General features: G+C 36.3%; 30 protein-coding genes. 12 read left to right on the top strand and 18 right to left on the bottom strand.

Annotated features, from left to right (window positions below; all coding sequences use genetic code 11):
- The first annotated feature begins 69 nt into the window (after nucleotides 1-69).
- On the top strand, nucleotides 70-579 hold the full coding sequence (locus MHB55_RS16065; RefSeq protein ID WP_229654114.1) for a competence protein ComK: 510 nt from the start codon (nucleotides 70-72) through the stop codon (nucleotides 577-579).
- Here MHB55_RS16065 and MHB55_RS16070 read toward each other — a convergent pair.
- A complete protein-coding gene (locus tag MHB55_RS16070) occupies nucleotides 576-929 on the bottom strand; it encodes a hypothetical protein (RefSeq protein WP_144539007.1) in 354 nt (117 codons plus the stop codon). The two genes, MHB55_RS16065 and MHB55_RS16070, sit on opposite strands and share 4 nt — an antisense overlap.
- 121 nt (nucleotides 930-1,050) lie before the next feature.
- Entirely contained in the window at nucleotides 1,051-2,283 is a 1,233-nt protein-coding gene (locus MHB55_RS16075; protein ID WP_144539009.1) for an EAL and HDOD domain-containing protein, read from the bottom strand.
- Nucleotides 2,284-2,434: 151 nt separating this feature from the next.
- On the opposite strand from MHB55_RS16075, the gene MHB55_RS16080 reads away from it, so the two are divergent.
- From MHB55_RS16080 to MHB55_RS16090, 3 genes are all read left to right on the top strand, one after another.
- On the top strand, nucleotides 2,435-3,211 hold the full coding sequence (locus MHB55_RS16080) for an enoyl-CoA hydratase-related protein (RefSeq protein ID WP_144539011.1): 777 nt from the start codon (nucleotides 2,435-2,437) through the stop codon (nucleotides 3,209-3,211).
- A gap of 67 nt (nucleotides 3,212-3,278) precedes the next feature.
- On the top strand, nucleotides 3,279-4,715 hold the full coding sequence (locus MHB55_RS16085; protein WP_445678254.1) for an FAD-binding oxidoreductase: 1,437 nt from the start codon (nucleotides 3,279-3,281) through the stop codon (nucleotides 4,713-4,715).
- Nucleotides 4,712-5,248, top strand: a complete 537-nt coding sequence (locus tag MHB55_RS16090; protein ID WP_144539015.1) for an MFS transporter — start codon at nucleotides 4,712-4,714, stop codon at nucleotides 5,246-5,248. Before MHB55_RS16085 ends, MHB55_RS16090 begins: the two co-directional genes overlap by 4 nt.
- Before the next feature lie 53 nt (nucleotides 5,249-5,301).
- On the opposite strand, the gene MHB55_RS16095 is transcribed toward MHB55_RS16090, so the two are convergent.
- From MHB55_RS16095 to MHB55_RS16120, 6 genes are all read right to left on the bottom strand, one after another.
- Nucleotides 5,302-5,775 carry a GNAT family N-acetyltransferase gene (locus tag MHB55_RS16095; protein ID WP_340844753.1) on the bottom strand — a complete coding sequence of 158 codons (474 nt, stop codon included), beginning with the start codon at nucleotides 5,773-5,775 and terminating at the stop codon, nucleotides 5,302-5,304.
- Nucleotides 5,772-6,098: a hypothetical protein gene (locus MHB55_RS16100; protein WP_144539019.1), complete on the bottom strand. Its 327-nt coding sequence runs from the start codon at nucleotides 6,096-6,098 to the stop codon at nucleotides 5,772-5,774. Before MHB55_RS16100 ends, MHB55_RS16095 begins: the two co-directional genes overlap by 4 nt.
- Before the next feature lie 178 nt (nucleotides 6,099-6,276).
- The gene (locus MHB55_RS16105; RefSeq protein WP_186318191.1) at nucleotides 6,277-6,444 is read right to left on the bottom strand and encodes a hypothetical protein; all 168 of its coding nucleotides are present in this window, start codon (nucleotides 6,442-6,444) and stop codon (nucleotides 6,277-6,279) included.
- Nucleotides 6,437-6,967, bottom strand: a complete 531-nt coding sequence (locus MHB55_RS16110) for a GNAT family N-acetyltransferase (protein WP_260866639.1) — start codon at nucleotides 6,965-6,967, stop codon at nucleotides 6,437-6,439. Before MHB55_RS16110 ends, MHB55_RS16105 begins: the two co-directional genes overlap by 8 nt.
- Before the next feature lie 7 nt (nucleotides 6,968-6,974).
- The gene (locus tag MHB55_RS16115) at nucleotides 6,975-7,994 is read right to left on the bottom strand and encodes a serine hydrolase domain-containing protein (RefSeq protein WP_340863647.1); all 1,020 of its coding nucleotides are present in this window, start codon (nucleotides 7,992-7,994) and stop codon (nucleotides 6,975-6,977) included.
- Nucleotides 7,995-8,004: 10 nt separating this feature from the next.
- Nucleotides 8,005-8,478 (bottom strand): GyrI-like domain-containing protein, encoded by a 474-nt coding sequence (locus tag MHB55_RS16120; protein ID WP_340863648.1) that lies wholly within the window; start codon nucleotides 8,476-8,478, stop codon nucleotides 8,005-8,007.
- A gap of 90 nt (nucleotides 8,479-8,568) precedes the next feature.
- On the opposite strand from MHB55_RS16120, the gene MHB55_RS16125 reads away from it, so the two are divergent.
- From MHB55_RS16125 to MHB55_RS16135, 3 genes are read left to right on the top strand one after another with little or no spacing between them, the layout of a single operon-like run.
- Nucleotides 8,569-9,471 carry a DoxX-like family protein gene (locus MHB55_RS16125; RefSeq protein WP_340863649.1) on the top strand — a complete coding sequence of 301 codons (903 nt, stop codon included), beginning with the start codon at nucleotides 8,569-8,571 and terminating at the stop codon, nucleotides 9,469-9,471.
- Nucleotides 9,472-9,482: 11 nt separating this feature from the next.
- Nucleotides 9,483-10,091: a DUF4166 domain-containing protein gene (locus MHB55_RS16130; protein WP_340863650.1), complete on the top strand. Its 609-nt coding sequence runs from the start codon at nucleotides 9,483-9,485 to the stop codon at nucleotides 10,089-10,091.
- Nucleotides 10,081-11,637 (top strand): YndJ family protein, encoded by a 1,557-nt coding sequence (locus MHB55_RS16135; protein ID WP_340863651.1) that lies wholly within the window; start codon nucleotides 10,081-10,083, stop codon nucleotides 11,635-11,637. The genes MHB55_RS16130 and MHB55_RS16135 overlap by 11 nt, the downstream gene beginning before the upstream one ends.
- Before the next feature lie 221 nt (nucleotides 11,638-11,858).
- Here MHB55_RS16135 and MHB55_RS16140 read toward each other — a convergent pair whose 3' ends face one another.
- The 3 genes from MHB55_RS16140 to MHB55_RS16150 form a co-directional block, all read right to left on the bottom strand.
- A complete protein-coding gene (locus MHB55_RS16140; RefSeq protein ID WP_340863652.1) occupies nucleotides 11,859-12,629 on the bottom strand; it encodes a class I SAM-dependent methyltransferase in 771 nt (256 codons plus the stop codon).
- Nucleotides 12,630-12,760: 131 nt separating this feature from the next.
- On the bottom strand, nucleotides 12,761-13,150 hold the full coding sequence (locus MHB55_RS16145; RefSeq protein ID WP_144539031.1) for a DUF378 domain-containing protein: 390 nt from the start codon (nucleotides 13,148-13,150) through the stop codon (nucleotides 12,761-12,763).
- Nucleotides 13,151-13,226: 76 nt separating this feature from the next.
- Nucleotides 13,227-13,403, bottom strand: a complete 177-nt coding sequence (locus MHB55_RS16150) for an asparagine synthase (protein WP_144539033.1) — start codon at nucleotides 13,401-13,403, stop codon at nucleotides 13,227-13,229.
- A gap of 335 nt (nucleotides 13,404-13,738) precedes the next feature.
- On the opposite strand from MHB55_RS16150, the gene MHB55_RS16155 reads away from it, so the two are divergent.
- Nucleotides 13,739-14,278 carry a 2'-5' RNA ligase family protein gene (locus MHB55_RS16155; RefSeq protein WP_340863653.1) on the top strand — a complete coding sequence of 180 codons (540 nt, stop codon included), beginning with the start codon at nucleotides 13,739-13,741 and terminating at the stop codon, nucleotides 14,276-14,278.
- A gap of 37 nt (nucleotides 14,279-14,315) precedes the next feature.
- On the opposite strand, the gene MHB55_RS16160 is transcribed toward MHB55_RS16155, so the two are convergent.
- Together MHB55_RS16160 and MHB55_RS16165 are read right to left on the bottom strand one after the other, a co-directional pair.
- Nucleotides 14,316-15,404 (bottom strand): mechanosensitive ion channel family protein, encoded by a 1,089-nt coding sequence (locus MHB55_RS16160; RefSeq protein WP_144539037.1) that lies wholly within the window; start codon nucleotides 15,402-15,404, stop codon nucleotides 14,316-14,318.
- Nucleotides 15,405-15,502: 98 nt separating this feature from the next.
- The gene (locus MHB55_RS16165) at nucleotides 15,503-16,378 is read right to left on the bottom strand and encodes a DMT family transporter (protein ID WP_340863654.1); all 876 of its coding nucleotides are present in this window, start codon (nucleotides 16,376-16,378) and stop codon (nucleotides 15,503-15,505) included.
- Nucleotides 16,379-16,703: 325 nt separating this feature from the next.
- Between MHB55_RS16165 and MHB55_RS16170 the strand changes: the two genes are divergently transcribed.
- From MHB55_RS16170 to MHB55_RS16180, 3 genes are all read left to right on the top strand, one after another.
- Entirely contained in the window at nucleotides 16,704-17,402 is a 699-nt protein-coding gene (locus tag MHB55_RS16170) for a response regulator transcription factor (RefSeq protein ID WP_144539039.1), read from the top strand.
- The gene (locus MHB55_RS16175; protein WP_144539041.1) at nucleotides 17,395-18,504 is read left to right on the top strand and encodes a HAMP domain-containing sensor histidine kinase; all 1,110 of its coding nucleotides are present in this window, start codon (nucleotides 17,395-17,397) and stop codon (nucleotides 18,502-18,504) included. The genes MHB55_RS16170 and MHB55_RS16175 overlap by 8 nt, the downstream gene beginning before the upstream one ends.
- A 69-nt stretch (nucleotides 18,505-18,573) precedes the next feature.
- Complete coding sequence (locus tag MHB55_RS16180; RefSeq protein ID WP_144539043.1) at nucleotides 18,574-19,359, top strand: M15 family metallopeptidase; 786 nt, start codon at nucleotides 18,574-18,576, stop codon at nucleotides 19,357-19,359.
- 83 nt (nucleotides 19,360-19,442) lie between these two features.
- Here MHB55_RS16180 and MHB55_RS16185 read toward each other — a convergent pair whose 3' ends face one another.
- From MHB55_RS16185 to garR, 4 genes are all read right to left on the bottom strand, one after another.
- Entirely contained in the window at nucleotides 19,443-20,762 is a 1,320-nt protein-coding gene (locus MHB55_RS16185; RefSeq protein ID WP_144539045.1) for a gluconate:H+ symporter, read from the bottom strand.
- 363 nt (nucleotides 20,763-21,125) lie between these two features.
- A complete protein-coding gene (locus tag MHB55_RS16190; protein WP_151113082.1) occupies nucleotides 21,126-21,962 on the bottom strand; it encodes a class II fructose-bisphosphate aldolase in 837 nt (278 codons plus the stop codon).
- A 15-nt stretch (nucleotides 21,963-21,977) separates the two neighbouring features.
- Nucleotides 21,978-23,417, bottom strand: coding sequence for a four-carbon acid sugar kinase family protein (locus MHB55_RS16195; RefSeq protein ID WP_340863655.1), 1,440 nt, complete (start codon nucleotides 23,415-23,417; stop codon nucleotides 21,978-21,980).
- 2 nt (nucleotides 23,418-23,419) lie between these two features.
- On the bottom strand, nucleotides 23,420-24,313 hold the full coding sequence (gene garR, locus MHB55_RS16200; RefSeq protein ID WP_144539051.1) for a 2-hydroxy-3-oxopropionate reductase: 894 nt from the start codon (nucleotides 24,311-24,313) through the stop codon (nucleotides 23,420-23,422).
- Nucleotides 24,314-24,539: 226 nt separating this feature from the next.
- Between garR and MHB55_RS16205 the strand changes: the two genes are divergently transcribed.
- Entirely contained in the window at nucleotides 24,540-25,172 is a 633-nt protein-coding gene (locus MHB55_RS16205; RefSeq protein WP_370455706.1) for a GntR family transcriptional regulator, read from the top strand.
- A 39-nt stretch (nucleotides 25,173-25,211) separates the two neighbouring features.
- Here MHB55_RS16205 and MHB55_RS16210 read toward each other — a convergent pair whose 3' ends face one another.
- The gene (locus MHB55_RS16210; RefSeq protein WP_340863656.1) at nucleotides 25,212-25,526 is read right to left on the bottom strand and encodes a hypothetical protein; all 315 of its coding nucleotides are present in this window, start codon (nucleotides 25,524-25,526) and stop codon (nucleotides 25,212-25,214) included.
- Nucleotides 25,527-25,745 lie beyond the last annotated feature (219 nt).

Genomic DNA, 25,745 nt, shown 5'->3' on the forward strand with positions numbered 1-25,745 from the left:
TAATTTAAATTATATTATACTAAGGAGTGAAATTTTCTGGCAAAAAAATATGAGAATAAATCCCATCTTATTTCCTTTGAAACAGCGTCCCTTCAACCTTTAGTAGTAAATAACAAAGTTTACACGAAAGTTATTAATTTTTCTGGCGAGTCTTTCATTGTAAGTAAAAAGCCATATGAAATTGTTCGCTACTCCTGTGCTTTCTACGGTTCTTCCTTTCAACATGCTGTAAATTTGTCTCGAGAAACCATTGGTAACTACTTTAAGCTTCCAATTGTACTTGCGCATGACTATGGTTCGCCTTGTATTTTGCTTCCTATCCTTTCTCCTAAATCTGATTTAAATATCTGGTTTTCCTTTCAAGCAATTGAAGCATTCTACCCTACTCAAAAAGGCTCTACTATCGTCTTACCGAACGGTGACACAATTGATGTTCCTGTTTCTACGAATACTATCAGCCGTCAGATTGCCTATTCCAATATTTTAAGTACCCATTTTCTTAAAAGAATGAGCCATCTTTTAAACCACGGTTTTATAACTTCCAGACATGCAGTTCGAAAAACATTACCAATCGATTAGGAAATGGTTAAGTACATTGTAAGTAGTTCTTCTACGCGGTTACGAAGACGGACATTCAAATAACGTCGATGCTCCTCGTAGCCACCATGAAAAAATACATATTCTGTGAACATATCATCTCCTTCTCCTCGGAGCACTTTCATACTATGCCTCCTCATGTAAATATGTGTGTCTTTTAACTCTTTTTGTACCTGCTTCACTGCTTCTTCGACAATGTTTATATATGGTCTGTTTAATTTGAAGGGAGCCTTTTCAAAAATCGTCCGATCCTTTTCCAAGATGGTAAATACCATAGGAAGATAAATCATATTTTCAAAATAAGGAATCGCCTCTTCAGGTATTAATGGCATCTTAATCACCTTTCTTTTTAAGAACACTTGTTCTTATTATATTACAACTTATCAAAGAAAATGCAATGGAAAGAAAAGAAATTCAATAAAAAAACTGCCAATCCGAAAATTGGCAGTAGTATTATTGAGTAACTATTTCAGAAGCCCACCGACGGGCCTCCTTATAAAAGTTATTAAGTGAGGGGAAATCAATACCGATTGTCTCAGCACCTTCAAACATATCAGTCCAGCGTACCTCGTCATAAGCAATTGTTAAGTCTAAGAAAGCCGTCAGGTCTGTTTTAGTACCAGACAGAGTCGCTGCTACTTCATCTGAAAGAGGTAATTCTCTTACTAGTTGCTCCATTTCTCTATGCAATAATGTATCCATTAAGGAGAACATCCCTACCAATAAATATTCAGAGGAATTATGTAGACGCTTTTCTTTCGCTAACAGCTCACAAAATTTCGCTCTAAACAAGGATGCCTCTATAATAGCTAGTCCGTCTCCGTTATGTGTGTTATGTGCTTCACGTAGCATTAATACATGAATCCAATGATTGATTTCCTCAAGCCCGAGCATCAATACACCCTGCTTGATCGAGCGAACCTTGGAGCGAGTTTTAATAGCTGATGAATTAATCAATTTAAGCACCTTAAAGGTCAAAGAAACATCACGTTCAATTTCAATAGCTATTTCATCCAAAGTGGCTTCCTCATTGCGCAAAAGACTAATCAGTCTCAAATACTGCATTATATTACCTGGAATCTCCGTGGACTTAATGATTTCAGGTTTGGCAAAAAAGTAGCCTTGAAACAATTTATAGCCTGCTGCCTTTGCCTCATAGAAATCGATACGGGTTTCAATCTTCTCTGCAAGCAAAACTATATGAGGATAATTAGTTTGAACAATCTTTTCAACAGCATTTCGCTCCTCTATTGAGCTAGAAAGAAAGTCTATTTTGATGAAGTTAACAATACTAAATAATTCTTCATAGTAAAGAACATTATTTTTTAGTACAAAATCATCTAATGCCAAGAGAAAGCCCATTGCTTTTATCTGTCTAATATTTTGTATAATACTTGGCGTAATTATAATGTCCTCTAAAATCTCCACCACAATTCTGTTGGAAGGAAATCTTTTTAAAACTTCCTTATCGAGAAGATTTTCAGTAAAGTTGATAAAGCATAGCTTATCACCTGCAAGCTCATTTATACCTATAGTAAGAAATGAATGCGTTAGCACATCAATGGTAGCCATATCTGCATCCACTTCTGGGAAAGAATTGTCTTCGTTGTTTCTATATAACAATTCAAAACCGAATAACGATTCGTTTATATTAAAAATTGGCTGTCTTGCAATAAAGATATCCATTTTAATTCCTCTTGTTCTAAGAAATGTAATTTATAACTATTGTATCAAAAAAAGTAAGGAAAAACGACCTATTTTTTCCTTTAGTGACAGAATAATCATAAAATGATATGTTAAGATATGAGGAACTTATCGTATTTTAGGGGGAGATATAATGGAAACCATTGCTTATGAACAACAAGGTAATATTGGATATGTGACATTAAATAGACCCGAGGCATTGAATGCATTCAATTACGACATGCTACGCGAGCTTGGAGAAATAGCCGAATCCATTCGCATTAATCCTGACATTAGACTAGTAATCTTTACAGGCTCTGGCGAAAAGTCCTTTAGTGTTGGGGCTGACTTAAAAGAGCGTAGAACATTAACAGAGCAACGAGTAAAGCGAAATATATATAAAATAGGTGAAGTATTTTCTATGATTGAAAACCTGCCACAGCCAACCATTGCCATGTTAAATGGTTATGCTTTTGGAGGTGGTACTGAGCTGGCACTCGCATGTGATTTCCGGATTGCAGCAGATGACATTCTAATGGGACTAACGGAAACAAGCTTGGCCATCATTCCTGGGGCTGGTGGGACACAGCGTTTGCCACGTTTAATTGGAGAGTCGAAGGCGCTGGAGCTTATCTTAACAGCTAAGAGATTAACAGCACATGAAGCATTCACATATGGACTTTTAACTAAAGTTGCTAGTCGTGAAACGTTAAAGCAGGAAACCGAGAGCTTCGCAGCCCTTATCCTTGCAAATGGCCCTGTAGCACTTCAGCAAGCGAAATTTGCCGTAAAAAAAGGAATGAACGTAGATTTACAAACCGGCTTACAAATTGAACGTAAGGCTTATGAGGTCACTATTCCAACCGAGGATCGTGTAGAGGCATTAAATGCATTTAACGAAAAAAGAAAGCCTGTTTTTAAGGGGAAATAATACAACAAAAGGGATATTGTCTTAATGGCACTATCTCTTTTTTATCTATATTAGGAGGAGAAAAATCATTAATAAATCTCGTATCCTTTTTAGTGTCATTTACATAGTTTTGTTCGTCGCATCTTACACACTTTTTCAAACAAAACAAGCTACCCAACTCGTTGAAGATTCTGGGGGTTTATTGCCAGTCAAAATGAAGTCAATTGAATCTACTGGGAAAGTAGAGGATATTCAAAGAATTGTGCAAGAAGCGAGCCGCAATAAAGAAACTATTTCTATTGCAGGTATGCAGCATAGCCAAGGGGGACAAACCTTATATCCGAATGGGATTTTACTAGATATGAAGGGGTATAACAAAATACTAGAGCTAGATGAAAAAAACAAAATGATAACAGTTCAAAGTGGAGTAACATGGGCAGATATTCAATCCTATATCAATCCCTATGGGCTCTCTCTTAAGGTCAGCCAGTCTCAGAATATTTTTACTGTTGGAGGTTCATTGAGCGTAAATGTTCATGGAAGGAATATTGAGTATACCTCCTTAATCGATACAGTTGAATCTTTCCGACTACTGAATGCTGATGGGGAAATTCTTCATGTTAGCCGAAAAGAAAACGCTGAACTTTTTCCTTTGGTTATAGGAGGTTACGGATTATTTGGAATCATTTTGGACGTTACATTGCATTTAACGGATGATGAGCTTTATCAAATACGTACCAATTCCTTTGCCTTTGATGAATACAGCTCCTATTTCCGTGAACAAATTTTACAGGATAAACGTGTCAAAATGCATTTAGCCAGAATTTCTGTTGCACCCAACAATTTTTTAGAGGATATGTATGTAACTGATTACTACTTAGCAGACAATCAATCAATACTGGAAAGCCATTCAAAGTTAAAAAGAGAAACAATAATTGCGATCCCTAAGTTTTTCCTGGGTCTCTCACGAATAAATGACTGGGGTAAGAATATATTTTGGAGTACTCAAGAATCGTATAACCAAAAATTAGAGGATACGTATATTTCCAGAAACAACGTTATGCGCTCTGAGTCGGCATTTATGGAGTATGATAACCATAGCAAAACGGAAGTATTACAGGAATATTTTATACCAATAGATGAGTTTAGCACCTATATCGAAGATTTGAGAGATATTTTAAAGGATGAACAAGATTTTAACCTTCTTAATATTACTATTCGTTACGTGAAGAAAAACGAAGAGGCTGTCATGTCCTACTCAAAGGATGATATGTTCGCACTTGTCCTGTTGGTTAATCAGGGAACAGACGAGGAAAGTATGCAGGAAACGACACGCGTCGTTCGAAGTATCATTGATATTACTTTAGCTCATGATGGAAGCTATTATTTACCCTATTATCATTTCCCAACAAGGGAACAACTAATAGAAGCCTATCCGAGAACAGAAGAGTTTTTTTATATGAAAGAAAAATATGACCCTGAAAATAAATTTATGAATATGTTCTATAAGGAGTACCACCAATGAAATACAAAAAATTCATCCTCTACCAAGGCATCATCGGAATGGCATCCAGTATGATCTTTCCTTTTTATGTTCTTCTATTAAACAATGTTGGAAGAAGCTATTCTCAGTTCGGTTGGGCTTATGGATTATTTGCTCTTACTGCAGCATTAACCTATCCATTTGTCGGTAAACTTGCAGATAAAATTGGAGATAAGCTTTTGCTTATTCTGTATTCATGGGGAATGGCTGTTATTTTGTTAATTTTCCCATTAGCCTACGAGATATGGCATGTATATATGCTTCAAATTTTTATGGGAATATTAGGCGCTGTTCAGAAGAACTCTGAAAAAACAGTACTTGCTCGGAATGTAAAAAAAGAATCTGCTGGAAAAGAAATTGGTACGTACCATATTTGGACCTCTATCGCTGCAGCAGTAGCCGTAATTGCCACCGGCTATCTTGTCGACTTTTTAACTATCGGTACTATCTTTTACCTAGCCTCTATTATTTTTGCATGGAGCGGTCTATATATTCTTAAGCTCAAAATAGAATAATAGTTAACTGGTGAGACTTCAACGAAAAACCACAGCAAGACAGCCAAAGAGATTTACTCCTTGGCTGTTTTATAAATCATTTTGACAAATTCATAGCTTCCTCCGTTAGTATCCTGTGAAAAATTACTAACCTTTTCAAAGCCTATTTTCTTATAGGTAGCTATAGCTCGCTTGTTAAAGGCAGCGACAGATAAAGTAATGATTGTCGGTTGAAATCTATTTAGTGCAAACTGCATGCCTGCTTGCAAAAAATCTAACCCTCTTCCCCTACCCGTTAAATCTGGACGCATGCCTAGTCCAATATCAATTTCCCCAGGGGATACGGAAGTAAAGCCAAAGAAGCCGATGATTTCATCATGCTCCAAAACGACAAAATAAGAATCACCGCGGCTTATCGGATTTAGAAATTCTTCCAAATCTTCTTTATCAGCCTCCATATTATAAAAGGAATATGGTTCCTCATAATGCCAGCTATAGGCAATAACATTTGCCTGATTTTGAGTCATTGGTTGAAGTGTATAGCTCAAGCACTTTTTTCTCCCCTCTTACCCTGTCTTACAAAATAAATAATAGGGTTTAATAAACTCAACAAAGTTATAGCGAGGAACATAACGGTTGAAACTATATCTCCTCCTAAATTAAGCTCATCTATTATAATTCCTTCTATATAAAGCATTTGGGCACACGCAACTATAGAAACAATAGAAATGCTAGAAATAGTGAAGCTCGTTAACCATTTTCTTTGTATAGGGAGAACTACTATTATAAATAACATCACAGACAAAAGTAGAAACGTGATAAAGACAGGTCTCATTAATGTAAACGTACTAAAAGCTTCAAAACTGTACATAAGCACTCCCCATTAGGAAATAGATAAGGAACAGCAGCAAAAAGAATGTACATACTGCTCCCAACAATTTTTGATTTTGATAGTTTTTTCCTGCCTTCAATTTCTCAAGTAAAACTATTAAATTTAAAAACCACCAAACCCCAAGCAATGGAATGATTATAAGGAGCCACATCATACCTTAATAACCTTCTGTTTTCTTCTTGTGTAAAATTTCTTTTAAAGTGTTGTGGATGTTAGTGAGACTGATTATTATAAACCCTAGCATAACAAATGTAACAATTTCTCCTGTAAAAAATGAAACAACCCCTAACACAATAAAATACAAAATATATGTCCAATTATTCATAAAATCTCTCTCCTTTTAGCACCTTCCCCATAATGACATATGGCTCATCAGCTGGAGAAGGAATAAAATTTTCTTTTACCACTACCCAGCCTAAGCTAGTATATAATGTCTGAGCGGCTAAATTACTTGCCTGAGTAGTCAATACAGACGTTCTCCTATGAGAATTGTTTACCAATTTATCAGCCATTTTCTTACCGAAACCATTTTTCCGATAAGAGGGATGAACCGCTAACTCTACAAATTCAAAGCAATCACTTAACCACATTTCTATTTCTTCAGAAGTTAACTCCTTTTCTAGAAGCTCACGGTAATACTGCCCCTTCTCCGACTTGTAGCCATAGGCAAATCCCACACACTCGTTTGTATCACTGTAAGCTACAATTCCTAAAAAACCTTCGTAATCTGCATGCCTTTGAATACGTTCGAAAAAGTCATCCTCTTCTTTTTTCCATATTGCTTGATAAAGCATAGCCATTTCCTCTGCGGTATGCACGCTATGATCAAATTGCTTAAAAATAATCATTTATTGTTCACTCCTTTAAACTCTTCATCACACTATCGCCAAAGGACCTTATATCCGCTAGAAAATCATGGTTTTCTGGAGAACCGTAGCTATTAACCATTCGGACTGCCACTATATCGCGATCGGGTATCACAAGCACTGCAACTCCTGTAAACCCTAAAATTTGATAGGAGCCACACGGGACCATTTCCCCAATCTCCGTCTTTTTCGCCAATAAATCCTTCACAAACCAAAGGAATCCGTGCTGAGGCAGATTCTTATCTATTGTACTTGGACTTATAAGGGAAGTGGATAGTTGAATAATTTCTTTTGGTATAACCTGCTTGCCGTCTATAAATCCTTGCTTTAAATGAAGGTACCCCCAATAAGATAGGTTTCTTGCTGAAATGAACATATTGATTTGATCACCTTCTGCACTGCTTGTAGCTACTTTTTTTGGTTGACCGGTTTCACAAATTACTTCGGCGATTTTTGGACCGATTTCCGTATACCAGCCAGTCTCGTTTAACTGTAAAGGCCGAAACACCTGCTCCGTTAGTAGATCAGCTACTGTTTGTCCTGTCGTTATTTTTACTAATTCGGCTAGTAATTTAATATTAATCTGTCGATATGCCCAGCTTTCCCCGGATAAAAACTCTCGCACGATTTTCCCGTCCTGCTCGGTTAACCCATGCGAGTGTGTCAATAGGTGTCTAATCGTCGTTCCACGAAAAATCTCTTCCTCTAGATTTGCAATATACTTTGTCACTTCGTCATCAATCGAAGCGATATAGCCATGATGTACGGCATATGCTACCGCGAAACCTATGTAGCTCTTTCGAACAGAAGCTACATGGAATTGTGTATCTGCTTGAATATTTCTGGAATTAGTCCTAGTCGATTGGGTACCCCAATATTTTTCTAATACAATTTCATCCTTATAAATGACGATAGCAGCTGCTCCAGATGCAAAAACCGATTCATATGTATGCTGAACATGCTCTTCTACTAAACTGAATTGATTAGTTAGGTTATTTATTAGTTGCATTCCTCTATCCTCATTTCCATTTCAATGTATCTAATAGCTCTACATCTAAGTTGTGACTATCCTTCCAGCTAGTAAATATCTCTAAATGCCATTTTTCCTTTGCTCTCTCATATTCTGTTTCTTCTATTCTATTATGGAGTACTTTATAGGAATTAAATATTTCATGATTCGGTCCTCTATGTCTATATGATCCATATCTTTGAGGAGGAATTGTTAAAGCCATCATATCTTCTGGAACATTCACAAAATCCGTTACTTCTACACATACCCAATAACCATCTTCCTCCTCAGATTGAGCATCTACTATGAATGCCCCTATTTGAACTGATGGGTTCTTTACCAGTCGAATTTCTCCTATTCTTCGGTCTAGCTCTAGAGAAGCTTTTGGGATTTCTTTACCAAATTCTTCTCCCGGACACAATACGCGAAGTCCGATTAACTTCAGCTCTCCTAAATCCTTAACCCATTCATGTACTATTGTCATCTAGATCCCCCCTTAAAAGCCCATATATTATCCCTATTCTATATACCTCGTACAAAGTCCTTTATGATATTCTAAAGGAGAGGTGGTAATATGAAAAATAAACCAATTTATGTAGAGACTACAATTTACACAGATATGGACAGATTATGGGAGGCATCTCAAGATCCCTCACTACATGAGCAATGGGATTTGCGTTTTTCCTCTATCACTTATTTACCTAAAGAAGATAATGAACCACAATTGTTTGAATATAAAACGAATATTGGATTTGGATTAGCCGTTGCCGGTTGGGGAAAAAGTGTGGGTACCTTTCATGCTAATGATGATTCTCGAACATCCTCCCTCCATTTCGGTACCAATCAATGGATCTCTCCTATTAGCGAGGGAAAGGGTTATTGGAAGTACATTCCAGAGAAACAGGGGATTACCTTTCTGACTCAATATGATTATGATGTGCGGTTTGGAGGACTAGGAAAAGTAATCGATCGGCTGCTTTTTCGACCAATGATGGGATGGGCAACAGCACTTAGCTTCGATGTACTAAAGAGGTGGCTAGAAAAGGGTGATGCACCATCTGGACAGTTTATACGATTTTTCAGTCACTGGATTATCACCATCTTGTTCTTTTTTGTGTGGGTATATCATGGTCTAATTCCTAAGCTAATCCTAATGCACCCTGAAGAAGTATCGATGACCCAAGGCTTGCTTCCCTTTACCTTCAATGAAGCGCAAAATATAGTAGCAACAGCTGGGGTAATAGAAATTGTATTTGGTCTCCTATGGTTACTATATAAAAATAAAAGAAGATTATTAAAAATCCAGTTAATCATTTTTCCTTTACTCACGCTTACTACAATAATAGGAGACGCTACAGTTTTCGGAGATCCATTTAACCCATTAACGTTTAACCTATCATTATTTGCGTTAACGATTATCGGTTTGTTCGTTAGCAACGATATACCTACAGCAAAAAACTGTAAACGTTCAAGATGAGGAGCTTAAATATGTCCATCTACAAAGAAATGCTAGGAGAACAATTTCATAGACTCCATCCTATGCTTAGAAGTCGATATACTATTGCACCCCATACAACCTTTAAGGCTACAGGAGTGATGACGAAGATAAAGGGTGGGCCTAGATGGCTATCCCCCTTCTTTCTTTTAGCTACTCGCTGGAAGTTTTTATTTCCCGAGCAAGGAAAAAACATACCATTTCGAATTGTAAACAAAGGTCAAATTGGTCCAAATGGAGAGCAACAGGTCGTCTGGGAAAGAACATTTTTTTTCCCGAAAAAAACAAGATATTTTAATGCATTGATGAGCCTAGATCCAAATGGACTTGTAAAGGATTATCTAGGCGAGCCTAGCTTGTTCTACTCTGAACTTTTTTTCCTTGTAACAGAGGAAGGAAGTATGCAAATAGAATCTAGGAAACAACGCTTGGTTATTGGAAAACTAGAAGTTTCTTTACCTGAACTATTAAAAGGGAATGTTCTTGTGAAAGAAAGCTATCTAGAAAAACTAGATGCGTTTTCCATCCATGTTTTAATTACCAATCCTATCCTAGGCACCTTGTTTGAGTATGAAGGAGTGTTTCAGGCAGATGACCTATAAATGGATCGCCATTCTACATACTATTTTATTTCTATTTGTCGCCATCTTTAGTGTAACTCCATGGTATTTTCTAATGTTGACCGTGGCACAAATTTTATTTGTACCACTTGTATTGAGATTAGTTTTAAGAACAGAGCAGAGAATTTATTTTTTAGTCATACCTGCTATTATTGCAGTTTCTTTGTTACAAATGACAGGTGAAACAAAGTTTGATATTCTACTAGCATTTATATATTTACTTTTTACTCTTGTAGTAGCTACCTATGGATTTAAACGCTTTGTTCAAAGAGGATTTTCCCACTTAGAAGAGTTTGCTATTGATATGGGGTTCATGTATTTATTTATCGGAGGCCTTTGGTTTTTTGCCTCTATAGTCGAGTTAGATACAGGATTTTCACCAATTTTGACTTGGCTGACAGGCATCCACTTTCATTATTCCTCCTTTCTTTTGCCTATTTTCATCGGGTTTTTAGGAAGAATATATAAACCAATTGGCTATAAACTACTCACTACGATTATTTTAATATCACCGATGGTAGTGGCGATTGGCATTACTTTTTCCACCTTAATAGAATTTGTCTCTGTCATTCTTTATATCATTGGAATTTACGGATTCATAATTTTGTCCTTAAAGACAACATATAAAAATAGCTTACAGAAACGTTGTGTCGTGACATCATTCGGAGCTTTAGGAATTACTATTATTTTTTCTCTTCTCTATACAATGGGAAATGCCTTTTGGTTATTTGGAGTCACGATTGACTTCATGTTGAAGTTTCACGGATTTCTCAACTGTGTGGTCTTTGCTGGGGTTGGAATCTTCGGATGGTCTATGTGGACTCCTCCTACCAAGCATTTAGGCTGGTGCTTTCCAGTAAGCAATATTAGGGGGAAATGGAATGTCGGAGAAAAAATACTATCCAACCATAAAGGAAACTCCAGCTATAGTGGCCTAGTAGACGATATGAATGTATATGTGGACAGCAAAGCACTACCTTCAAGGATTATCGACTTTTATGAAAACACTCAGCGCTATCGTTTGTTTTCTGAAGTCAGTTGGCATACATGGTTTAAGCCTTTTGCAGTTATTTACAAAGTCTTTAGTAAAAAAATGCAACAACTGAATCTACCGATTTCCTCTAAACAAATGGAAATGACAGGTAACATTGTAGCTATAGAAGATGGTCGTATGAAGACGAGAGCTTGGATTCGCAAAGTTGAACAGGATGTCATCTTTGTCGCTTTATATTCCTTACACCAAAAAGGCGACAAAAGCTATATGAATATTGCCTTACCACTCCCTTGGTCGACTATGATTGGCATATTGGAATTACATGAAAAGAATGGGAAGCTGCTGTTAACTAGTAAGAGAGCATCAACCTCTGATGCTGGAATTTACCTCGCCTTTGGCAATAATGTCTTTAAGCTTCCTCTGGAGGAACAATTTCTTTTAGAAGAAAAGAGTGATGTACTAACTGCAAGACATCAGATGCGAATCTTTTCAGTTCCCTTTCTGACAATCAAATATAAAATTATTTGGAAATAGTTAAAAGCGCACGCTCCCATTGACGGGACAAGACATGCTTAATTTCCACTACTATATACGGACACTTTCACTGGAAGAGCGATAAGTCATCACCGGCGCTATACGCGTTGTATGGTGATGTCTTATCTGTCTCACTCATCACATTGGAGTCGCCTGTCGCTTCAATTAATAAATAATAGAAAGTTGAGAATGAAAGACTATCTTTCTATATATTAAACTTACTACTTTTCAAGTTCTTCATCGAATTGTAATTTGCTACATTTAATAATGAGAGTAGTCGGTATAAGCTGTGCTTTTTTAAATGAGTACCATCTATTCACATGGCGTTGTAAATCTTCCTCCTCCGAATACACCTCTTCTATAACTTCTTCGATTTTAAAACCAGCGTTTATAAGCTTATTGATATATGTACTAACTTTAAATTGTTGCATGATTGCTTGAGTATCCCAAAATTCATGGTCATATGGACCTTCCTCTTGATAGGATTTGTTGAAAATAAAGCTTCCTTCTTCATGTTTCACTCTACTATGTAAAGGATGCTCCCAACTAAAAACAAAAATACCTCCTGGTTTTAAATAGGAATGGACATTCTCTAACGTTTGATCTAAGTCTGTAGTCCAACCAATTGCAAAAATAGAATATACTACATCAAAATAGTTTAGTGGCAATCCAGGATTCGTTTCCATTGGTGACTGGAATAATCTCACTAAAAATCCTTGTTTCTTTAACAATGTTTTTGCAGCGTTAATCTGGTTTTCCGATAGATCTATACCCCAAAGCTCTCCAGCGCCTCTCTCTCCCATATACAGCAAGGAATGGCCACTTCCACAGCCAATATCCAATACTTTGAGATTTGCTACTTTTCCAAAAAGATTCATTTGCTCCTCACGCGGGGCCATTGGTCCATACTCTGGAAGAGGGTTTCTTCCATAAAAACGTTTTGCTGATTTTTCCCAGCTTTCTTTATTTATCTTCAATGACTCAATATTCATCTTTTTCCTCCATATAATCCAAATTATTTTCTTTTAATATTCGCTATTTGCTCCTATTATCCTTTTGTTTGCATATAAAAAAACTGACGAACGTTAAAACGTTCGTCAGTTTTCCTAGTTCTCATACAGAATTATTTCTTCTTTTTCTTAGAAGTTTTTTTATAATAATTCGTTTGAGGGTTTGTTGTTGAATTACCAGTCGAAGCTTTAGTTTGTGGATCCGCTGCAACAATAATTTCCTCTTCTTCTGCAAATTCCGTATCATAGCTTAGATTTCTGTAAGCTTGACGATTACCGTCTTTAGAAGAACTCGTACTTTTTTGTTCGTCCTCTTGTGCAAACAAAAGTGGTATACACGCTATTCCGCTCAAGCCAACAAGTGCGTACACTACTCGAGCAAACGCAGAAGTTTGTCCACCGAAGATAGATGCTACTAAATCAAACTCAAAGAATCCGATTAAACCCCAGTTTAATGCACCAATAATGACTAAAGCTAAAGCAATTCGGGATATTACTGACATGGAACAACACCTCCTTCATTTTGTGTATGTGAAGCTAGGTAATAAGAAAGGAAAAACGAATTCCTTCATTTGAATCTTAGCGACGGTGTTCAACTAAATCGATTGCTCCTAACACTATATGTGCCAGGCCAAAACCTATAATTGAACTCGTTATTAATGGTGAGATGCTTCTATTGTTCCTCAACGCTACTCCAGTTGTAGTTACTGCTGTCCCTAATACTGTCGGGATTAATCCCTCGCGAATACTCTCCATAAAAACACTCCTCTCATTAATTGCTATGATTCGTTCTTATCTTTCGCAATAACTATCTGTTTATACAATTCATCGAATACGAGGGAAATTATGATTTTGAATGTTTTTCATTGGCTCTAAAATTTTTACATCTTTTGGATTCTCAGTAAGTATCTATATGACATAATTGGGCAAATAAATTCTCTATATGAGAAGAGTGACAGGTTTGGGCTTGTTGGTAATAATGGCATTGGCATACTTACCAATCTTTTATAGAATACATAAACGACTGGACAATTTAGAAAAAGAAGTAGAACGTTTCAGAAATGAGCGTTAACTAAAAAGGTGTGTGTATTATGTATGGAATAATTGCTTTATTTGATGAAGAAACCGAACAACAGATTATTGAGGTATGGAATGATTTGAAAGATCAAAACATCTCTTCCTATGCATCTGAAGTCAAAGACCGAAAACCACATATAACTATTGCCAGCTATAAAAATTTAAATGTTGAACAATATATAAAAGAAATGGATCGATATTTGCAAGAGAAGGTTTCATTAACTATTTCTTTTGAAACGATTGGGTCATTTATTAATTCTGGAGCACTTTTTTATTCTCCCCTAGTTACTAAAGAATTAATGGATTTTCATATGGACTATCACGAACATTTCAAAAAAAATCAAGAAGAAGACTCGTTATACAATCCAGGTCGTTGGATTCCCCATTGTACAATTGCTAATCGTTTGACTAAGGAAAAACTATTAGAGGCCATGCATCATTGCTCATATAACCAAACATCCATTTCTGGTTTTATAAAAGAAATTGCCTTGATTGACACATCGACGGTAGGATATGCACCTATGTTATATTCCAAAAAATTAAAAATTATATAAAGAAAAAACCGCCAAGAGATAGTCTCTGGCGGATATATTATTCCTCTGTTTTCATCGTTTCATTCTGAACTAATTCAGAATCCACATAAACTTTTCGACTTTGAAGGGCAATGGAAACTCCTTCGCGTTCTAAAATTTCCATGATACTAAAGTTAATATCTTCTTTTACCTTTAAAAACTCAGCCCAAACTGTTGTATTAGTAAAGAAATATAAGAAAATATCATACCCATTTTCTTTAAATGCATCAAATTTTACGAAAATCGTTTCTGGGTGAACTCCTGAATGCTTACTTACAAGCTTTTCAATTTCTTTTACTATTAACTCTAATTTTTCCTTAGGCGTCTCTTGAGATACTCGTAGGTTAAAATTAATTTGTCTTTTACCCATTTTACTCCAGTTTGTAATAGGACCATTTGCAATAGTCGCATTCGGCAAGGTGACTACTGCTTGTGCAAAGGTCCGTATTCTTGTGCTTCGGAAAGTTATATCCTCCACTGTTCCCTCAACATCAGGAGTTAAAATCCAATCCCCTATTCTGAAGGGCTTTTCCGTGATAATAACAAAACCACCTAATAGATGAGAAAGAGCATCCTTTGCAGCAAAGGCAATAGCTACTCCTCCTAAACCTAGTCCTGCTACAAATCCACTTACGTTATAACCAAATTCCTCAGCAACAACACTAAAACTAATGACAACAATAATAACTCGTAAAGCCTTTGAAAGAAAAGGAATGAGTATATCATCGATATCGAGGTTATATCTATTTCTCATTTTAGTGAAGAAAGTAGAAGAATCAGATGACATATTATATAATCCCCAGCTTATAAGAATAATATAGGAAACTCTTATAAGCACCAGGAAGAATTTATTAGTTTCATCAAAGTGTGGAAAGAAGCTAGCTGCTACATAAATACCGACTGTAATAAACATCCACTGAATAGGCTTTTCAAAAGAACGAAAAAGATTAGTCAATGTATCGGTCGGAGTTTTATCGCTTAGCCTGATTAACAGGTTAAATACATATTTCGAGAAAATTTTCCTCAAAATAAGAAACACTAATAGTATACCAATAGATATACTAAGGTTCTTCCAAAAAATATACGTGATAAAGATAGACCAATCCATAAAACATAATACCTCCTAACAAAATCAATCCATATCATAACACAAATTCTTACTAAACTTTAATGATTTGCTGTTATTAAATAGATTGAAAATGTTCCTTATATGGAGGTTCGCCTTTTTTTCAATAAGTTAAACTTTGTTTCTGAAATAACAATAGCTAATAGTATTAGTATCGCTCCCACAAGCATTTTAACTGTTAATATTTCACTTAATATGATGACCGAGAATACCATACCCCAGAATGATTCCGTTGATAATATAATAGCCGCTTTTGTTTCTGTTATGTACTTTTGAGCAACCGTCTGCATTAAATAAGCAATCGTTGTTGAAAAAACACCTAAGTATAACAAATAAAGAACTCCCTCTGTTTCAACAGAAAAAGTCGTCTCTCCCCTAAAGAATACAATAATCCAAGCAATTAAAGCCGATGTACCCATTTGTACTATCGTTAATACAACTGGATCCTCTTTCTGAACGAAGATAGCAGTGTAAAAAATGTGAAATGCAAAGGCAACTGCACAGCCTAGCGTTAGCAAATCTCCCACATTAATCTCGGCAGACAATTTTAAAGATAGAACTGCAACACCAGCTATTGCTAATATTGCCCCTGTTAGTTCATACATATCGATTTTCCGCTTGTATATTAAAAAACCGATAAAAGGTACAATTACAACATTTACAGCGGTTAAAAATGCATTTTTGGACGGAGTTGTAAATTGAAGCCCCACCGTCTGTAAAGCAAATGCAACATACAAAAATACCCCCAGTACTATTCCGCTTAACAAAGTACGCTTTGTAAGTCTTTTGAACTTTTTAAAAAACAAAACGCTTAATAATAATGCGCCCATTAAAAAACGCACGGCCAATATTTGATAGGGTGTATAGTGCTCCAACGATACCGCACTTGCTACAAATCCGCTCCCCCAAATAATAGCGGTAACAATCAACAATATTTCTCCTATGTATCTTTGCATTCTCTTCACCAACCTAACCAATTTCATACCTGTAAGTATATCGTATAGATTGAATAAATAACTATTTTACTTTAAAAAAACAAGTCAAGTTCTTGCAGGAATAGTTTATAAAAAAATGGTTGATTTCTATTTTAACCGGACGCGTTCCGTGGGGTTGTGATGGCTCATCTGTCTCACTCTGTACAGCTTGATGCAACAAATTCTTCTAATAAATGTTAAGCACTTTACTTCAGAAAAATTTAAGATTTATCGTCTATAATAATTATATTTGCTAAGATTGACCTATATTTATAACAATTAATATTGAAATGGAGGCATTTTCACCTTGAAAACAAGAACAATACTAATAATCGATGACGAAACAGAAATTGCCCAACTTGTTTCGATTCATTTGCAAAACGAAGGATTCAAAACCTTACAGGCACATAATGGCCTTGAAGGTCTTGAAATATTTAAGAATAATCCTATTGATCTCGTCATTTTAGATATTATGATGCCTCATTTAAATGGTCATGAGGTGCTTACACAAATACGCCAAACACATCAAACACCGATCATTTTTTTAAGCGCCAAGCAATCAGACTTCGATAAAATTAGCGGGCTTGTCATCGGCGCAGATGATTATATGACAAAGCCCTTTAATCCTTTAGAGTTAGTCGCTCGGGTTAAAGCACAATTAAGAAGAGCCTTTCAGTGGAGTCAAACGGAACAGACAAACACGAAGGATATTATTCAACTTCAAAATCTCATTATCAAAGCAAGTGAAAGAACCATCACGGTAAATGATGAAAAAGTTGATTTAACCCCTAAGGAATTTGATATTTTATTATTGTTAGCAAGCTCCCCTAACCAAGTATTTAGTTCTGAGCAAATCTTTGAAAAGGTTTGGAAGGAGCAATATTTTGAAGGGGCTAATACCGTCATGGTTCATATTCGCACGTTACGAAAAAAATTAAATGATTCGAACAAAGCTAAAAAAATCATCGAAACGGTTTGGGGAGTAGGCTATAAAATCAATGAATAAATTTATACACAGCTTCCGCATGCGCATTATTTATTTGTTTATAAAAAGCTTACTCATTGCAGCATTTATTACATTTTCCATTTATAAGCTATTGCAGCTTTATTACCGAAAAAATGTTTATTACGGTGACACCTATATGTATTACCGTCAATTGATGCGACAAATCGGCGATGTCTATGTATTCATGGTCATTTATATACCGTTGGCCATTATCATTTTCTATTTGTTAACAAGAACGTACACAAAATATTTTAAGGAGATTTCTGAAGGCATCCGTCATTTAGCAGATGGTGACTTTTCCTACAAAACACAAATTTCCTCCAATGATGAATTCCAATACATTGCGAAAGATATTAATGAGGCAAGTACCCGATTGAAGCAAGCAATTGAATCACAAGCATTGTCTCAGAGTAGTAAAGAAACATTGATTGCCAATTTAGCGCATGATTTACGGACACCATTAACCTCTGTCATTGGTTATTTAAACTTATTGCAAAATCAACTCAACTTAACGCCTGCACAAATAGAAGAATACACAAAAATTGCCTATAATAAATCACAATATTTAGAGGAGCTCATTGAAACATTATTTGATATTTCTAAATTAGATTTATCTTTAACTTTAAACACAACGGAACAAACGACTATTAATATACAACAATTACTTCTTCAATTGATTAATGAAATGTATCCCCTCATTGATGAGAGGGATGCCAAAATCGAAGAAAGCATTGAACCGAATCTATTCACTATGGGGAATGGAAAGGAACTAGCACGTGTTTTTGAAAATTTATTAAGTAATGCCCTACGGTACGGTGACTTGACAGAGCCTATACAAATCATAGCCAAAAAAACTAGCAAGACAATCGAGATTCGCCTCAGTAACCACGGTAGACCAATTTCTGAGGATGACCTGCCTCACCTTTTTGATATGTTTTATACAGTAGATCAATCGAGAAGTTTACAAAAAAAGCAAACGGGGCTAGGTTTGTATATAGCCAAAACAATAGTGGAAAAACATCATGGGTCCATCCATGTTTGGAATGGAGAGCAGAGAATTCATTTTGAGGTAACGCTTCCTCTCGATTTAAGAAATATTTAAGCTTTTACCCACTTTCTATTTAAACTCTCTTCCTTAAGCTAGGAACTATTAGAAAAGGAGAGAGTTTACATGAAAAAAATATTAGTGGCCATTGTATTGATAATTATTGGTTTTCCATTCTTTTTAAAGAATTCTCCAGCTCTAGAGCAGGAAATCCCGTTACATAATGAATCTGTCCATAACGGAGAGCTAATCTTAGTCAATAAAGAAACAAAACTACAGCAAGACCCAACTAACTTAGCTGTTATCCCATCAAACCTAGCGAGTAATGTCGTCGTAGATTCAGAGTACCTGCTTGAAAAGAAAGTCATTGAACCTTTACAGAAAATGTTTGAACAAGCTGCTAATGATGGTATTCATCACTTTAAAATCAATAGTGCCTACCGTAGCGGAAATCTACAACAGCAACTTTATGAGGAAAATGGTGCTAGTTATGCACTTCCTACTGGATATAGCGAACATCAAAGTGGCCTTTCCTTAGATATTGGATCCACTCAAGGTACGATGGAGAAAACGCTAGAAGGTGAATGGCTGGCAAAGAATGCTGCTGATTACGGCTTTATATTACGTTACCCCAAAAACAAAGTAGACGTTACGGGCATTGCTTTTGAGCCTTGGCATTTCCGCTATGTTGGTCTGCCTCATAGTGTCATGATGGAGAAAAAGAATTTTGCGTTGGAGGAATATTTGTTATTTTTAAAAGAAAAGCGACATTATAAAAAACAAATAAAAGGTATTACTTATTATGTCCAGTATGTTGAAAACATGGAGGTTGCTCACATACCAAATACTGATCAAGTTAATATTTCTGGAGACAATCATACTGGGTATATCATTACTTCTGTTATTAATTAATGCGATTCATGGTTATAAAATAAGAAAAGTGAAGACAAGCCAAAATCGGCTTGTCTTCACTTTTTTAAGAACCTTTAACATGCTTAAACAAACATATTTAATATTAAAACTCCTGCTAATCCAACTAAGGAGATAATCGTTACCATTACAGACCATGTTTTAATCGTTTTCCCGATAGACAGGTTAAAGTATTCTTTATAGATCCAGAACCCTGCATCATTTACATGAGAGAAAGTTACACTACCAGCACCTGCTGCTAATACCATAAGCTCTGGACTTACACCAGTAATACCAACTAAAGGCGCTGCTATACCAGCAGCAGTCATACCAGCAACTGTAGCAGATCCAACTGAAATCCTTAAGATAGCAGCAATTAACCACGTCATTAACAATGGTGAAAGAGTAGAACCAGCCATTATATCTGAGATATACACATCAATTTGACTATCAATCAGCACTTGCTTGAACGCACCGCCTGCAGCAATAATTAGAAGAATCATAGCAATCCCACCAACTGCATCAGAAACAGATTGCATTATATCCTTCATCTTTTTGCCTCTGTTTATACCAAATGTAAAGAATGCAAAAATTACTGACAATAGCAATGCCACGTTTGCATTACCGATAAAATCAAAGAACGGCATAACAGCTGAGTCAGGTGCAATAATTTCAACCACTACCTGAGAGCCTATTAAAATAACCGGCATAAGAGAAGTAATAATACTTGTAACAAATCCTGGCATCTCTTCTTCCGTGAACTCTTTAGGATTAAATAAACCCTTTGGAATCTCTACCTCTAAAAAATCCTTTTTAAATAACTTTGTGTATAAAGGACCTGCTAGAATAATCGCTGGAATCGCAATTAAAATTCCATATAGCATTGTTTTACCTATATTGGCATCAAACACACTTGCCACAGCAGTTGGTCCAGGATGTGGTGGTACGAAGCCATGCATAGTAATTAGTGCGGCTATAACCGGCATACCAATGTATAAGACTGGTACTCCAGCGGCAGTTGCAATTGTAAATACTAAAGGAATCAGTACTACTACTCCTGTTTCAAAAAACAACGCAATTCCCACTACAGAAGCTGTAAGTACCGCAGCTAGCTGGACTCTCTTTTTACCAAAAGAGTTTATCAGGGTATTGGCTATTTTCTGAGCACCACCTGAATCCGTCATTAGCTTACCAAGTATTGCTCCAAATACAATAATCATAGTCAGACTTCCGAGTGTTCCCCCTAGCCCGCCTTGAACAGATGTCATAGCTTCTAAAGGGGTCATACCTTCTAATATCCCAACGACTAAAGCAACTAAAATCAATGAGATAAAAGCGTTCAACTTGAATACAATCATTAATAAAAGTAATAGGGCAACCCCTATACAAATAGATACTATTGGCATTGTAATCCTCATTTCTATAAATGTTATTTAAATTCTATTTATTTGAATCAATTTTAAAAGTCAGAATTATATAAAAAGATAATACGGAAATATAAAATAGAAATACATACTTTTTAATCATAAAGTATAATTGATTTTCGCTCTAAGCGGACGCTTTCCGCGGGGTGAGCGATAAGCCATCACCGTCGCTTACGCGTCGGGTGTGATGTCTCATCTGTCTCACTCATCCCGCCGGAGTCGTCGCCTGCCGCTACAATCAACCATGTGTTAAATAGTCATTTTTTATCAGTAAAGTACTCAGGTTAACTTAATTAAGATAAAATTTTAGAAATAGGTAAAGTACTACTTATGAAGTTTACAAACTTATTTATTTGCAAATAGACGAACAAATTTCGTCATTACTGGTTCCATTGCCTGTTGCATTTCAGACATAACAGTTGATAGATGAACCATATTTTTAGAAGCTAAGTAGTCTTGCATAAATGAAACGGCAGCCATCGATACTTCAGTATTGACGTTCACTTTACATATACCAAGTTGGACTGCATCTTTTACTACAGCCTCTGGAGTACCAGAGCCCCCGTGTAATACTAAAGGAAGATCTACTGCTTGCTGGATTCTCTTTAGTAAGGGTAGATCGATCTTTGGCTCTCCCTTATACATACCATGCACCGTACCAATCGCTGCAGCTAGGAAATCTACTCCCGTAGCTTCCACAAACGCTTTGGCAGCCTTTGGATCGGTTAAAGTTCCCGTTCCCTCTTCCTCATCAGAAAATTCTCCTTTGGCTAAAGATCCTATTTCTGCCTCTACAGATACACCTGCCATATGCGCAATTTCAACTATTTCCTTCGTCAGGCGGACATTTTCCTCGAATGGATGTGCAGAACCATCAAACATTACTGAAGTGAAACCACATCTAATAGCGCGGATAATAGATTCTTTTTCATAGGCATGGTCTAGATGTAAAGCAACCGGCACTGTTGCTTTTTCAGCCATCGCTTTAACCATTGCTGCAAATCCCTCTACATCAACTGTCGGGAAGTATCTTTCTCCTAATGCAATGATGACAGGCTGATTTTCTTGTTCTGCTACCTTGATCGCTGCTTGGACTGTTTCTAAGCTATATACATTAAAGGCAGCAACAGCATATTGATCGCGTTGAGCATCCGTTAATATTTTTTTTGTATCCACTATCATCTTTAGAATCTCCCCTTATCTATTCAACATGTCTACTGTCTCTTTTAGTGTTGTTACCGCTCCCACATTTCCTGGGAAAATAACGTAAGCTATTCCTGGAAATTTACTTTCTTCACCAGTGAGCCACACTGGAATACCTGGCTTGATTTGCCCAGCTACTGTAGCTCTTTTTACTTCTAAACCTCTTGTCCCAATATCACTCGAAGTAATACCGCCTTTAGCGATTATGAAGTTCGGGCGAATACTTAGACGTTGAACAATGCTAGTAACTGCATCTGAAATTTGAACAGAAAGTTTTAGCTCTTCTTCCTTTTTACCTTCGCCTAAATCTAGTCGTTCCCGTCTTGTATAAACTGTGACTGTCTTGCCTTCTTTAATAAGGCTCTCGGTTGTTTCAATCACACGATCAATTTCTTGTTGGAATTTATTTGCCTCTAAAACTAAATGGCAATCAAACTCGATAAATTCAATAGATTCGTTTGTTTTCAACACTTCTAATTGCTCGGTAGTTTTTTTCACATGAGATCCCACTAAAATTAACCCGCCATGATTTGTTTCTTCCTTAATCAATTCTTCTCTTGTTAAAAGTGATTTATCGCTAACTCCTCCAATAACCTTTGTGAGCGCTGCTGCACTTCTAAACATAAATTGCTTTCCAGCCTTCATAGCCTTCACTAGGGCTATAACAAAAATCTCGACATCTACGTAATCTACTGCATTTACGACTACCTTATCGAAATTTTTAACTTGTAGCAGTTGGTTTGTAATACCTTCTACATTCAATTCTCGTAAGCTAGTTAATGAAATATAAGTTGTTTTTTCAGCAGTATACTTACCTTCCGTTTTTTCTTCTACCCATTCACCTAAATGAGACTTTTTATATCCGAAGGTTCTATCTTTTGCGAACTCTGTCTCTCCCGTAGGAACCAATTGTTCGTCATATTGCACATAGTGAATATTGTCTGTTGTGAACCGCCCGCCCTCCTTGAAGAAAGGAAGGATTACCTCACCGTCATATTGAACATTAGAATTCTGTTCAACCGTATTTTTTAAAACTTCCGTTTCAAGTGGATAATGACCTCTTAGAGTGGAATCTCCTCGACTAATAACAATAAAATCTTTGTTTACTTTATTGGCTACCTTCACAATATTTTCAGCAATCTCTATATGAGCTTGTTCCGTTTCTGCCGCAGTAAAGCCTCGAGAATTGGTTAATAGAAAGAACATTGTATTGTCTTCCTTGAAGCCCATTTCAATACTTTCTATAGACCAATCTGTATAAACAGAAATTCCGTGTACGGTTTGAACACCGGTTGGATCATCATCTAAAACGATAATTTTTTTATTTAAATTACGTAATTCATCTTTCAGCATTTGTTGAACTAATTTTGTATCTACCGAAGGAATAGATGCTAATACCTCTTGTGTATTGCGTGCTTCTTTACTGTTTATCATCATTACGCTCTCCCTACTTCAACATTCGCAAGTTTTTCGTAATACTGAACAATTCCACCATGGTCATCTGCTGCTTTTCCATCTACTTTTAAAGCATGGAAAATTTCGACTAGCTGACTTGACAATGGAAGAGGAACACCAATTTCGTGCGCTGTTTCCATCACATTTGTCATATCCTTAAGATTAATGTCAATTCTTCCTCCAGCAACAAAGTTACGGTCTAGAATTAGTGGAACCTTTGCATCAAGCACTGCACTTCCCGCTAATCCACCACGAATTGCTTGGTACATTTTTTCTACATCGATTCCTGCTTTAGCAGCTAGCACTAATGCCTCGGACATTGCTGCAATGTTTAAGTTCACTATAACTTGGTTTGCTAATTTTGCAGTAGTACCACTACCATTCCCACCAACTAAAGTAACTTCAGCTCCCATTGCATATAAAACGTCCTTCACTTGATCAAAAGCTTCTTCTTTCCCACCAACCATGATTGCAAGTGTACCGTCGATTGCTTTTGGCTCTCCTCCACTTACGGGCGCATCTAACATTTCTACACCTTGTTTTCTCGCCTTTTCCGCAATCTCTTTAGAAACTACAGGAGAAATAGAACTCATATCTATAATTACAGAGCCTTCTTTAGCTCCACTAAGTACTCCATTTTCTCCTAGCACTACTTGCTGTACGTGATGAGATGCAGGAAGCATTGTAATAATCACTTCACTGTTTTCCCCAATGACCTTTGCTGAATCTCCCGCAGTTGCCCCGGCATCAATTAATGCCTGCACTGCTTCTTTATTTAAATCATTTACCATTACTTCAAAACCTTTAGACAATAAATTTATCGCCATTGGTTTTCCCATAATTCCTAATCCGATAAAGCCAACTTTTTTAGCCATAATATATATTTCCTCCTAGTGTTTTTGTAATAATTATTAAGTTTTTATAATTGAAACCGCTTGCAGGTTATTTCAATAAAGTTATTGTATACTCTTTTTTTATTTTTGTATACATTTTAGACATATTTGTATCCATTAAAAATCAAGATTTTTTCTAAACTATCTTTCTTTCTTTATTTTTGTTAAGTTTATGGTAGAGAATTAATGGACTTTAGGAGTGAATTAAATGGGAATGTTACATTCAAATAGTCGGACAGCTTCCCAGCAAGCATACGAGGAAATAAGAGATCGGATTTTAAATGGAGAAATTACTGGAGGCACAAAAGTAGTTGAAGAAAAACTTGCTACGGAAACAGGCTTTAGTCGCACTCCTATTCGCGAGGCTCTTCGTCAGCTAACGAACGAAGGCCTCATCGTAAACAAAAAAGTCGTTCAACCTTCCGAAAAGGACCTACGGAACCTTTTTCAAATGAGGATTCTATTAGAGGGCTTTGCTGCAAAGACAGCTGCTACCTATTTACCAGAGCAAGATTTGGAGACTTTAGCAAACTGTATTAAGGTTGGCAGGGAAGGAACTCCAGAAGAAATTATGGAGGCAAATGAACTCTTTCACCAAATTATTGTTAATTCTAGTGGTAATTCTCATATGATTGAAACAATTGATCGGATGAAATCTATTATTTATTTGTTCCGAAAAACTGTAGTATTATATAAGCGACCACAACTGATAGATGAGCATGAGGAAATTTACAAGGCTATTTCCCAGCAGGATACCGAACAAGCAAAAGAGTTGATGGAGAAGCATTTACAAGCAGATTTAGACTTTTGTCTCCATATTCTCAATGTTTCAAGAAATTAAAAAGGATGGTTGTGACAATGTCACACCATCCTTTTTCCATCAATTATCAAGCTCAAGTACCTCTTTATATATAATCAAGGCATATTTGTATATTTGAGCATTTATCTGCTCATCTAAATTTCTATATTCCTTATCGGCTTTTTCAATTGTTTTCATGAAATCTGCTTCTAGACTTTCATAATTAGGACCTTCAAATCCACGGCTTTCTATTACCTCAAAAATATTCACCATTTCTTTCAAATAAGCCTTCTCAATCTCAGCGTAATCATTAGCACCAATCTGCTCCAACATTATAGCCAGTCGTCTTAAGTATTCTCGTGAGTACCCATCTGTTTGATTGGCTGTGAAAACCAATTGAGCAAGCTTTCATGTCCACCGCTTTCCATCTCACAAAAATAATTAAATAAAATTTAGAAATCATTCATTTTTTCATTTTCTGTCGGAAAAGAGTAGTTTCCATAGGCGGCTAAAATTGCATTCCAAATGTCATCGTTAGTGAGTATCTCACTTCGCTTGATTTTCATGTTTGGAGCCCCCTGACTTGGTTTTGAACTATATCTCCTCAAGCTTTAC

Source organism: Psychrobacillus sp. FSL K6-1267, from assembly GCF_038003265.1.
GTDB classification, from domain to species: Bacteria; Bacillota; Bacilli; order Bacillales_A; family Planococcaceae; genus Psychrobacillus; species Psychrobacillus faecigallinarum.